Genomic DNA, 11,598 nt, shown 5'->3' with positions numbered 1-11,598 from the left:
TAGGGGATTTTGGGGAATTTTGCAAAGGTCTCAGTTGCTACGTCTTAGCGGCATTCGGATGGTGCAAATTGAGCAGGCAGCGTTCCTGGTGTGACGGGAGTCAGGCCATAATGGTCTGCAGTTGCATGGGTATCGGATGAACATGCCCATTGCACCACGCCCATATTGGCGGAGGTAAAGGCTTGCGGCAAAGTATCGAAACCACCTCCTGTTGTTCTAGGGACAAAAGGTGTCAAGACCAAAGTATTGGCATTGTTATCTAAACCCACGGCTGCAGCATTATAAGTAATGGTAATCACACCGCTTGTCGGATCGCCTTGTATAGAATCTACATATTTACTGTTTACACCTGTATTGCCATTACGTGTATTCATTTCTGTAATAGTATTGCGCAAATCGGCAACCGATGTCCGCCCGTCCACAACGATTTCATTCTTAAAAGGGACGACCAACATCAATCCTTCCGAAATGCGGGCTCGAACGGTGTAATTCTGATAGGCGGGTAGGGCAATTGCCGCCAAAATGCCGATAATAGCGATGACCACCATCAGCTCAATCAAGGTAAAACCTCTATTTTTTGTATGTTTTACTTGTAAAGACACAATATCCCCCCCTTTTTAAAGCTTGAAAAAATGACTCCGAAAGATGAATCCGACTGAAAATTATTTTGTTTGATAGAAAAACACCCGCCGCAGCGGGTGTTTCTTATTGATTAGATTAGCGGCATTGTGCAGGCGCATATTTGGCTTGCAGAGTACCAGCAGCACCTGGTGTCATACCTGCCTCTGTTGCAGTTACGTTAGTGTTAGACGCACAAGCCCAGTCCAAAGCACCAGTACGACCGTTCTGAATAGCAGTTTGCAAATTTTCACCCGCACCTGCTGCACCACTACGCACCCATGGAGTCAATGTAATGGTGTTTTCTCCAGTTCCCACACCAACATTACCAGTATTATAGGTAATAGTAATTACGCCTGTTCCATTAGTCATCAAAATACTGTCAACATATTTAGAGTTTGCACCAGTATTATTATTTTGCGCATTCCAAGTATTGACAACACGAGTCAGGTCGGCAGCTGATGCAGAACCTTCGGTAGCAATAGCTTGTTTGGCAGATTCAGCTAAGCTCAAACCTTCACTTACGCGGGAGCGTACGGTGTAGTCTTGGTAAGCAGGCAGGGCGATGGCGGCCAGAATACCGATAATTGCGATTACGATCATCAATTCGATCAGGGTGAAACCTTTTTGGATTGCTTTCATTTAATAAACTCCAGTTAAAAAAGTGTTGTGAATAAAAATGTTTGTTGTTAAAAAATCCGTAATGTGTTTGGCACTGCTTGTTTATGAGTAAAACCATCAAGTAGAAGGAATATACAGCTTCCCGGTTCGGGCTTCGTTGCTTCGTTCCCCTTGCCGGACGTAATGTATCAAGCAGGGGATGTGCCAAGTCTGGATTTTTTTGGATTTTTTGTGAAAATATTTTGTAATTTTATGTTTTTAATAGATTTAAATTTGTTTTGAAGGATTTCTCGGGCAGATTTGGGCTTTTTTATGACGTAGGATTGTTTCTGCGATATGACGTGTTTTGTCATTTTTTGATTTTTTTGGGGGAAGTGAAGAAGACGTTTTGTGTCACGTGCCGTGTTTCGTCACTTTTGAAAGCCGTTTTTAATAATATTTGAATATTTAGACAAGCGGTATTATTTTTTAGATAAACGGTATTCTTGAAATTTAGATATTTTTAATAAATTGATTTATATAATATTTTTAATATGATGTTTTGATATTCGGTATTTGTTTAGGATAAACGGTAATTCTAAATAGGAATTTATGGAAATTAATTTAATTTTGAATGGTTGTTTTCAGCGCTCGAAGCCTCTTCTAAAAAGGGGATAACCGATAGGGATACCCGTCCTGCCCTTTTTCGATTTTGCACATTATTTTTGGCAGATTCTGCCAGTATTGAAATAATCACTGTGATGATGTTTGGCATTTATTTGAATCTATATAGATGATGGAAACGGCAAAAGGTCGTCTGAAATCTCGAATTGAGGTTTTCAGACGACCTTTTGAGCTTGTTTATAGACAAAGCGTAGGAACTGGGTTGCTAAGGCTGATTTGATTTTTGACAATCAAGCCAGCGGGGCGAGCAGTTTGTCGAAGGCTTCTTCAAACTGTTTCAAACCGTCTTCCTGTAGGCGGTTGGCGAGGGTTTCTACGTCTATGCCGAGTGCGGCGGTTTCGGCAAGCTGCGCTTGTGCTTCTTCTACGCCTTCGGTCAGCGTGGATTTGGCTGTACCGTGGTCGATGAAGGCTTTGAGGGTGGCATCGGGGACGGTGTTGACGGTGTGCGCGCCGATCAGGCTGTCAACGTAGAGCGTGTCGGGATAGGCGGGATTTTTGACGCCTGTGGATGCCCATAAGAGTTGCACGCGGTTTGCGCCTTTGGCTTCCAGCGCGGCAAATTCGGGGCTGCCGAAGTATTGCGCCCAGTCTTGGTAGGCGGCTTTGGCAAGGGCGATGGCGATTTTGCCTTTGAGGTGGTCGGGCAGCGTGGCGTCAAGCGCGCTGTCCACACGTGAGATGAAGAAGCTGGCGACGGCTTGGATATGGGCAACGCTTTGTCCGGCTGTCAAGCGTTTGGCGATGCCGCGCGCGTAGGCTGCGTAGGCTTTGAGGGTTTGGGCGCGTGAAAACAGCAGGGTCAGGTTCACGCTGATGCCGTCGGCGATGAGGGTTTCGAGTGCTTCGATTCCTGCGTCGGTGGCGGGGACTTTAATCATGGCGTTTTTACGCGCGATGGCGGCATGGAGGCGGCGGGCTTCTTCTACCGTGCCTTGAGCGTCTTTGGCAAGCTCGGGAGAAACTTCGAGGCTGACGAAACCGGTTTTGCCGCCAGTGGATTCGTGTTCGGCAAAGCAAACGTCGCAGGCTGCCTGTACGTCGGCAATCGCCATGGTTTCGTAGCGTTGTTTGGGGCTGAGGTCTTGTTGTTTGAGGGCGGCGACTTCATCGGCGTAAAGCGCGTCGCCGGCGAAGGCTTTTTGGAAGATGGCGGGATTGGAAGTGACGCCGCACACGCCTTGTTTCAGCATTTGCGCCAATTCGCCGCTTTGCACGAGCGAGCGGGAAAGGTTGTCCAGCCAGATTTGTTGTCCTAATGCTTTAACGTCCGATAAAATAGTCATCTCTGATTCCTTTAAATATAGGTTATTTGCGAAGCAGGCGGTAATGCTACCCCTATTCGGCAAATTTGGATAGATTATTAGGGCATTTAACAATGTCCAAAACAATACTATAGTGGCTTAACTAAATCAGGACAAGGCGACGAAGCCGCAGACAGTACAAATAGTACGACAAGGCGAGGCAACGCCGTACTGGTTTAAAGTTAATCCACTATAAAACGAACACAAAAAGGCGTAAATTTATGGCAGGAAACGGTCAATATCTCGATTGGGCGCGCGAAGTGTTGCACACCGAAGCGGAAGGCTTGCGTGAAATTGCGGCGGAACTGGACGAAAACTTCGTCCACGCGGCAGACGCGCTGCTGCACTGCAAAGGCAGGGTCGTCATCACGGGCATGGGCAAGTCGGGACATATCGGGCGCAAAATAGCGGCGACTATGGCTTCGACCGGCACACCCGCGTTTTTCGTCCATCCTGCGGAAGCGGCACACGGCGATTTGGGCATGATTGTGGACAACGACGTCGTCGTCGCAATTTCCAATTCCGGCGAAAGCGACGAAATTGCCGCCATCATCCCTGCGCTCAAACGCAAAAACATTACCCTCATCTGCATTACCGCCCGCCCCGATTCGACCATGGCGAGCCATGCCGACATCCACATCACGGCGTCAGTTTCCAAAGAAGCCTGCCCGCTGGGACTTGCCCCGACTACCAGCACCACCGCCGTCATGGCTTTGGGCGACGCATTGGCAGTCGTCCTGCTGCGCGCGCGCGCGTTCACGCCCGACGATTTCGCCTTGAGCCACCCCGCCGGCAGCCTTGGCAAACGACTGCTTCTACGCGTTGCGGACATCATGCACCAAGACGACGCGCTGCCCGCCGTTCGACTCGGCACGCCCTTGAAAGAAGCCATCGTCAGCATGAGTGAAAAAGGCTTGGGCATGCTGGCGGTAACGGACGATCAAGGTCGTCTGAAAGGCGTGTTTACCGACGGCGATTTGCGCCGCCTGTTCCAACAGCGTGACCGTTTTGACGGGCTGACCGTCGATGAAATCATGCATCCTTCCCCCAAAACCATCCCCGCCGAACGCCTTGCCACCGAAGCCCTCAAAGTCATGCAGGCAAACCATGTGAACGGGCTTTTGGTAACCGACGCCGACGGCGTGCTGACCGGCGCGCTGAATATGCACGATTTACTGATGGCGCGGATTGTGTAAAGGCGGGCTAACCGTTTTCAGACGACCTTTATGTTAGAATAGGTCGTCTGAAACCTGGCAATCCGCAAGGAAACACTATGCAAACCTTAGACCCCGAGCTGCAACAGCGCGCGGCGCATATCAAGCTGCTGATATTGGATGTGGACGGCGTTTTGACCGACGGCCGCATCTTTATCCGCGACGACGGCGAAGAAATCAAATCGTTCCACACCCTGGACGGACACGGCTTGAAGATGCTTCAGGCAAGCGGCGTGCAGACTGCGGTTATCACAGGTCGGGACGCGCCCTCCGTCGGCATCCGCGTCAAACAGTTGGGCATAAATTACTACTTCAAAGGCATTTCGGACAAACACGCCGCCTATGAAGAATTGCGTGCGAAAGCGGGCGTAGAAGAAGGCGAGTGCGCCTTTGTCGGCGATGACGTGGTCGATTTGCCGGTGATGGTGCGCTGCGGATTGCCGGTTGCCGTCCCCGACGCGCATTGGTTTGCGCTGCAACACGCCGCTTATATTACGAAACACGCGGGCGGCGCGGGCGCGGTGCGCGAAGTGTGCGACCTGATTATGCGCGCGAAAGGTACGCTGGGCGCGGCTTTGAACGAGTACATCAAATGAAAGTAAGATGGCGGTACGGAATTGCATTCCCTTTGGTGCTGGCGGTCGCGCTCGGCGGATTGTCGGCATGGCTGGGGCGTATCAGCGAAATCGACATTGAAGAAGTCAAACTCAACCCCAACCAGCCGCAATACACGATGGACGGCATAGACGGGCGGCGGTTTGACGAACAAGGTCGTCTGAAAGAGCATCTGAGCGCAAGAGGGGCGAAACAATTTCCCGAAAGCAACGACGTCCATTTCGAGCTGCCGCACCTCGTCTTCTTCCAAGAAGGCAGCCGGCTTTACGACGTCGGCAGCGACGAAGCCGTGTACAACACCCAAACCAAACAACTCCTGTTCAAACACAACGTCGTCCTGACCAAAGCCGCCGATGCCAAGCGGCAGGCAGGCGTCGTCAAAACCGATCTCCTACACGTCGACACCGAATCGCAATACGCCCAAACCGACACGCCCGTTACCTTCCAATACGGCGAATCGAGCGGCAACGCCGAAGGTCTGACGTATGACCACAAAAAAGGTTTGTTGAACTTCCCATCCAGAGTGAAAGCCACGATTTATGATACAAAAAATATGTAAGGCATGTGTTTTAACCGCATTTTTCGCCACCGCCCCAGCCTACGCCCTGCAAAGCGACAGCAAGCAGCCGATACAGATTGAAGCCGACCAAGGCTCGCTCGACCAAAACAACCAAAGCACCACCTTCACCGGCAACGTCATCATCAAACAAGGCACGCTCAACATCCGCGCCGGCAGCGTCAACGTCTCCCGCAACGACAAAGGCGAACAGTTTATGAAAGCCAGCGGCTCGCCCGTCCGCTTCAGCCAGACGCTCGACGACAACAAAGGCACGGTTAACGGACAAGCCAACAACGTAACCTACTCCTCCGCCATCAACCTCGTTACCCTGACCGGCAACGCCAAAGTCCAACGCGGCGGCGACGTTGCCGAAGGCGCAGTCATCACCTACAACACCAAAACCGAAGTCTATACCATCAACGGCAGCTCGAAATCAGGTGCCAAATCCGCCGCCAAATCCGGCAGGGTCAGCGTCGTCATCCAGCCGTCCAGCACCCAAAAAACCAAATAACCAATATCTGACAACACAAAAGGTCGTCTAAAAACCAACGCAGCAAAAACCCCAAATAACATTTTCAGACGACCTCCGAACCAAGAGTCATTTATGAGCGAAAACACCAGCCGCCTCGTCGTTCAAAACCTGCAAAAAAGTTTCAAAAAACGCCAAGTCGTCAAAAGCTTCTCCCTCGAAATCGAAAGCGGCGAAGTCATCGGCCTGCTCGGCCCCAACGGCGCAGGCAAAACCACCAGCTTCTACATGATTGTCGGACTCATCGCTGCCGATGCAGGCAGCGTTACCCTCGACGGACAAGAACTGCGCCACCTGCCCATACACGAACGCGCCCGCCTCGGCGTCGGCTACCTGCCCCAAGAAGCCTCGATTTTTCGCAAAATGACCGTCGAACAAAACATCCGCGCCATTTTAGAAATCAGCACCAAAGACAAAAGCCGCATCGACGGCGAAGTCGAAAAACTGCTTGCCGACCTCAACATCGGCCACCTGCGCCACAACCCTGCCCCCTCCCTGTCCGGCGGCGAACGCCGACGCGTCGAAATCGCCCGCGTACTCGCCATGCAGCCGCGCTTCATCCTCTTGGACGAACCCTTCGCCGGCGTTGACCCTATCGCCGTCATCGACATCCAAAAAATCATCGACTTCCTCAAATCGCGCGGCATCGGCGTACTCATTACCGACCACAACGTACGCGAAACCCTCAGCATCTGCGACAGAGCCTACATCATCAGCGACGGCACCGTCCTCGCCTCCGGAAAGCCCGACGACTTGGTCAACAACGAACAAGTCCGCTCCGTCTATCTCGGCGAAAACTTCAAATATTGATTTCAAATACTGACCATGACAAACCGCACAATCAATTGTGCGGTTTTAAAATAACAAAGCGTCAGAAAGGTCGTCTGAAAACGTTTTCAGACGACCTTTCGGGTAGGTTGGGTTGAAACTGAACACCACAGAAGATTCAACGGCTTTTGTTGGGTCTAAACCCAACCTACATCGCCTACGTTGACAGAAACTTGTAGCGTGGACTTCGCCCAAGAAAGCCGTTTGAAAACCAATTAGGATTTCAGACGACCTTAATTTTATTTCTTCAATTCTTTCAACAAAGACGTTAACCCTTCCACACCATCGAATGTACCCGGCACTTTATCAGGGTTGGACAGAATACTGCTGAAAATCAGATTTTCGAATTTTTCTAACGCATCTTTATCATCAGTTTTGATTTCTTTTGCGTACTCAGCGTAACTTTGGATAAATTGGCATAACGACTGCCGCAGTTCCAACTGCATGATTTGGGTCTGTATCGAATGGTAATGAGTTAAAACCACTCTGAAGAAATAGATTAAAACAAATTCCAAGCCGATAATGGGTAGCATGGATTGCCATGAAATATCTATATTTACGATGAATTTTTTATAGAAACTGAAACATAATGGAGCAAGCGTGATAATCGATAAAAGTATCAATACAGCAAACGTCAGCCATTTTGCCCGATTTTTTTGGTTCAATAGATTTTCAAATCCTTGGGACAAGCCGACAAAGTTGAATGCTGTTTTGTATTCGTCTAATTTATCTTTGAGTACATTTACTTCATCTATTTTTTGTTGAATTTCATCCCGATATTTTGTAATTGATGTTTCTAAGGCATTTTTCCTTTCATCAAATTCAAAGAATGTCTTAAAGCCTTGGTTACCTATATAGAAACATAATATGTCTATCGGCATCTTATAAAAAGCATAACAAAGTTCTTCAGGATGTTTTCCTCCCGAATAGAACATTTTTTTATTTAATCCCTTGATTATTGAAAATAATGAATTTCCAGGATTGAAACTATATTCTTTTTGCTGAAAGCTTAAATTCAATTCACCTAAAAACCTTACAATATAGCCATAAAGATATAACAAATTGTTATCTGAAAAATCAAAAAGAAAATTTTTGATCAGACTTTTAAAATTTTCACCTATATAATGAATATTGAATAAACATTGTTCTTCCCATAACTCAGGATTATCAATCATCGATGACGCTACCACCGTAATCAATTCATACTGTTCGCGCTCCTGTTCTGACAATATTGACTCATTCACTTGGGCAATTTTCTTTTTAACCTGCAACAAATCATCATGTAACTCGCTAAAAAATCCCATTTTGTCCCTTTCCTATTTTTGCTGATTAATCTTTTCGGATTCTAAAGATAAGAATCGAATCACTTAATTTGAACGACCTATTTGCAAACTGCCGATTATTTAATGCCGTCATTCCCGCGCAGGAGGGAATCCAGACCTTGGCATTTCAGGAACATTTCAAGGCTGCTGCGACCTCAAACTTCTGGATTCCCGCCTGTGCGGGAATGACGGCGGAGGTTTCGGCAAAAATTGCTCCTCCCGTTCTCAGACGGCCTTTTGTTTTGATGGCGTAGATGGTAGCGTGAGCTTTGCCCACGATAATGGTGGGTAAAAGAGGTCGTCTGAAATTTTGGGTTTGGTTCGTGGGCGAAGCCCACGTTACGGGTTTGCAGTGATTCGCAGGTAGAACCCACACTACGCGGCTAATGAGTCAGTCAATTTTCGTAATACCTGCTTTATCCGAGCTTCGCTTCTTCCCCAAACACTTCCCGCCACAATTTCCTGACATTGCCGTAATGTGCCAGCAATTCGTCGGTTACTTCGGTTTTTTCCGCGTCGCGCAGTTTGGTGTTGTGTTGCTGCTGGCGGTAGAAGCGGTAGGCGGTGCGGCTTTGTTTGGCGAGGGTTTTGCCGATGAGGCCGCAGTCGGCGGCGATGTTCAAGAGGGCGATGTTGCCGTAGTTGTCGAGGAGTTGCGGATATTTTCGGGCATGGGCAAGTATCAGATATTGGACGATAAATTCGACGTCGACCACGCCGCCGCGTGCGTATTTGACGTTGCTGTCAACCGGCGGATGGGTGGGGAACATTTTTTCACGCATTTCGATGATTTCGCCTGCCAAGGCGGTTTGGTCGCGCTCGGCGGTGAGGATTTCGGTACGGATGCGGTCGAAGGCCGTCTGAATTTCGGGTGTGCCGCAGATGAAGCGGGCGCGGGTGAGGGACTGGTGTTCCCATGTCCATGCGTTTTCGCGCTGGTATTTTTCGAAGGCGGCGATGCTGTGGGCGAGGAAGCCGGCGTCGCCGTTGGGGCGCAGGCGCAGGTCGGTTTCGTAGAGACTGCCTGCGCCGGTGGCGGCGGAAAGCCAGTTGGTCAGGCGGCGGGCGAGGCGGCTGTACACGTCGCCTGCGTCGGGATGGGGGTCGTCGTAAAGATAGACCAAGTCGAGGTCGGAGGCGTAGCCGAGTTCTTTGCCGCCGAGTTTGCCATAGCCGACGACGGCGAATTGCGGGGTGTCGCGGTGTTTTTTGGGCATGTCCGCCCACGCGCACGGCAGGGCGGCGGCGAGGATGGTGTCGGCGAGGGCTGAAAGTTGGTCGGAAAGGGATTCTACCGTCCACAGTCCGGCGAGGTCTTGGACGGCAAGGCGGAAGACTTGGGCGTGTTGGAAGCGGCGCAGGGTGTCCATTTGCGCTTCGGTGTCGCCGCCGCAGGCTTTGAGGTCGTCTGAAAGGGCGGCGGCGAGGGCTTGCCAGTCGAACGCGGTATCCAAAAGCTGCGCGCTGATGAGTTCGTCCAGCAGAATCGGATATTTGCTCAGATACGCCGCCACCCATGAGCTTTGGCTCATAATCTGCGCCAGCTGCGCCAGGGTTTGCGGATGTTCGTTGAGGAAGGCGAGATAGGCGGAACGGCGGCTGATGTTTTCGAGGAAGTCAAACAGCCGCATCAACGTATCGGTCGGGTTGGTTTGCTCGGCCGCCGCCTGTACGAACAGCGGCACAATGGCGTCAAAACGCGGCTGGGCGTGTGCGGAGAGGTGGCGGTATTTATGGCCGTGCCGGATTTGGTCAAGCCTTGCGGCGATGGTTTCGGCATCGAACCCGTGTTCTTTCAGACGGCCTTGCCGCTCTTCTTCGTCGGGCTTTTCTTGCCATACCCACTGCCATTCGCTGTTGTCGGGGGTTTGCTCTTCGGGTTCGCTCAAAATTTCGTTGAACAACTGATTGACCTTGTTACGATGAACGTTGAGGTCGTCTGAAAAGGCGGCGTAGCTGTCGAAACCCATGCTTTCGGCAAGCAGTTGCTGCTGTTCGGGCGAGGCGGGCAGGGTTTGGGTTTGCTGGTCGTCCCAGTATTGCAGGCGGTGTTCGACGTCGCGCAGGAAGCGGTAGGCGGCAAGTAGGGTTTCGACATTTTCAGACGGCATGATGCCCAGCTCGGCAAGTTTTTTCAGCGTTTCCTGCGTGCCTTTCAGTTGCAGCGCGCGCATTTGGCCGCCGCGTATCATTTGGAAAATCTGGGCGATAAATTCGACTTCGCGGATGCCGCCCGCGCCGAGTTTGATGTTGTCCGCCATGCCTTTTTTGCTGACTTCGCTGCGGATTTGGCGGTGCAGGTTGCGCATCGCCTCATACGCGCTGTAATCCAGATATTTGCGGAATACGAAAGGGCGCACCAGCGATTTGATGTCGTTCGGATACGGCGTAACCACGCGGCCTTTGCACCACGCGTAGCGTTCCCATTCGCGCCCCTGCGTAATCAGGTATTGCTCCAGCGCGGTTTCGCTCAATACCAGCGCGCCCGAATCGCCGTCCGGCCGCAGCCGCATATCGACGCGGAACACTTGCCCGTCGGCGGTAATGTCGTTCAGCAGCGCAATCAGTTTCTGCCCGACTTTGGTGAAAAACTCCTGATTGCCCCGTTCGCGCCTGCCGTCGGTGTCGCCCGATTCGGGATAGACGAAAATCAAATCGATGTCAGAAGACACGTTCAACTCATAGCCGCCCGCCTTGCCCATCGCCACCACGCTCAAATGCTGCGGCGATTTCGTATAACGCCCGATCGGCGTGCCGTACATGTCCCGATAATAGGCGTAGGCGAAATCCAGCGCGGTATTGACGGCAAAATCGGCAAACAGCGTAATCGTGCGGGTTACTTCGTTCAAATCGCTGATGCGGTTTATATCGCGCACGATAATCTGCGACACGACATAACGGCGCAACTCGCGCAACTGCCGAGCCAATTCTTCCTCGTTTTCTTCCGCGCGGATTTTTTCCCAGTCGGCAAAGGCTTGGAAATCCGCTTCGGTCAACACCTTGTCCAACATAGGCAGGAAAATTTCAGACTTGAGTTTGCCGTTGTCGAGCTGGCGGGCGAGGAACAGGGAATGGCGGCGGGCGGTGTCGAGGCGGTTGTCGGACATTTTGGATTCCGTTTGGAAGGATGACGGGAATGTTAGAGTGGATTCACTTTAAATCAGGACAAGGTGAGGCAATGCCGTACCGGTTTAAAGTCAAGCCACTATATCATAGCAATCTTGGAGGTCGTCTGAAACAGCAGAACTCAGGCGTATGAGCGGGTGTGTGTTTTACGGCATGGGAAGTTTGTTATAGTGGATTAATTTTAAACCAGTACGGCGTT

11 protein-coding genes are annotated in these 11,598 nt (G+C 50.8%); 6 read left to right on the top strand and 5 right to left on the bottom strand.

All coding sequences use genetic code 11. From position 1 onward, the window contains the following. Positions 1–44: 44 nt before the first annotated feature. The 3 genes from HMPREF2726_RS03680 to tal all read right to left on the bottom strand — a co-directional run bounded on the left by HMPREF2726_RS03680 (position 45) and on the right by tal (position 3,188). Positions 45–602, bottom strand: a complete 558-nt coding sequence (locus tag HMPREF2726_RS03680; protein WP_283118696.1) for a pilin — start codon at positions 600–602, stop codon at positions 45–47. A gap of 115 nt (positions 603–717) precedes the next feature. After that, positions 718–1,260 carry a pilin gene (locus HMPREF2726_RS03675; protein ID WP_049226040.1) on the bottom strand — a complete coding sequence of 181 codons (543 nt, stop codon included), beginning with the start codon at positions 1,258–1,260 and terminating at the stop codon, positions 718–720. Positions 1,261–2,132: 872 nt separating this feature from the next. Further along, entirely contained in the window at positions 2,133–3,188 is a 1,056-nt protein-coding gene (tal, locus tag HMPREF2726_RS03670; protein ID WP_070602222.1) for a transaldolase, read from the bottom strand. Positions 3,189–3,427: 239 nt separating this feature from the next. Here tal and HMPREF2726_RS03665 point away from each other — a divergent pair, with 239 nt between their 5' ends. The 5 genes from HMPREF2726_RS03665 (at position 3,428) to lptB (ending at position 6,933) form a co-directional block, all read left to right on the top strand. Beyond that, entirely contained in the window at positions 3,428–4,402 is a 975-nt protein-coding gene (locus tag HMPREF2726_RS03665; protein WP_009312826.1) for a KpsF/GutQ family sugar-phosphate isomerase, read from the top strand. Between the two features lie 77 nt (positions 4,403–4,479). Continuing rightward, positions 4,480–5,016 (top strand): KdsC family phosphatase, encoded by a 537-nt coding sequence (locus tag HMPREF2726_RS03660; RefSeq protein ID WP_009312828.1) that lies wholly within the window; start codon positions 4,480–4,482, stop codon positions 5,014–5,016. Beyond that, the gene (gene lptC, locus HMPREF2726_RS03655) at positions 5,013–5,594 is read left to right on the top strand and encodes an LPS export ABC transporter periplasmic protein LptC (RefSeq protein ID WP_009312830.1); all 582 of its coding nucleotides are present in this window, start codon (positions 5,013–5,015) and stop codon (positions 5,592–5,594) included. Before HMPREF2726_RS03660 ends, lptC begins: the two co-directional genes overlap by 4 nt. Further along, a complete protein-coding gene (gene lptA, locus HMPREF2726_RS03650; RefSeq protein ID WP_003766057.1) occupies positions 5,575–6,105 on the top strand; it encodes a lipopolysaccharide transport periplasmic protein LptA in 531 nt (176 codons plus the stop codon). Before lptC ends, lptA begins: the two co-directional genes overlap by 20 nt. 93 nt (positions 6,106–6,198) lie before the next feature. After that, a complete protein-coding gene (gene lptB / locus HMPREF2726_RS03645) occupies positions 6,199–6,933 on the top strand; it encodes an LPS export ABC transporter ATP-binding protein (RefSeq protein ID WP_003766063.1) in 735 nt (244 codons plus the stop codon). A 257-nt stretch (positions 6,934–7,190) separates the two neighbouring features. On the opposite strand, the gene HMPREF2726_RS14630 is transcribed toward lptB, so the two are convergent. After that, positions 7,191–8,255, bottom strand: a complete 1,065-nt coding sequence (locus HMPREF2726_RS14630; protein WP_009312831.1) for a hypothetical protein — start codon at positions 8,253–8,255, stop codon at positions 7,191–7,193. Between the two features lie 68 nt (positions 8,256–8,323). On the opposite strand from HMPREF2726_RS14630, the gene HMPREF2726_RS12850 reads away from it, so the two are divergent. Beyond that, positions 8,324–8,527 (top strand): hypothetical protein, encoded by a 204-nt coding sequence (locus HMPREF2726_RS12850; RefSeq protein WP_094113066.1) that lies wholly within the window; start codon positions 8,324–8,326, stop codon positions 8,525–8,527. Positions 8,528–8,689: 162 nt separating this feature from the next. On the opposite strand, the gene glnE is transcribed toward HMPREF2726_RS12850, so the two are convergent. Further along, positions 8,690–11,380: a bifunctional [glutamate--ammonia ligase]-adenylyl-L-tyrosine phosphorylase/[glutamate--ammonia-ligase] adenylyltransferase gene (gene glnE, locus HMPREF2726_RS03635; RefSeq protein ID WP_070602220.1), complete on the bottom strand. Its 2,691-nt coding sequence runs from the start codon at positions 11,378–11,380 to the stop codon at positions 8,690–8,692. Positions 11,381–11,598: the final 218 nt, after the last annotated feature.

This window comes from Neisseria sp. HMSC074B07 (genome assembly GCF_001810355.1).
Lineage (GTDB): Bacteria > Pseudomonadota > Gammaproteobacteria > Burkholderiales > Neisseriaceae > Neisseria.
Note: the sequence above shows the minus strand (reverse complement) of the source record. Positions and strands in the feature narration are given on the sequence as shown.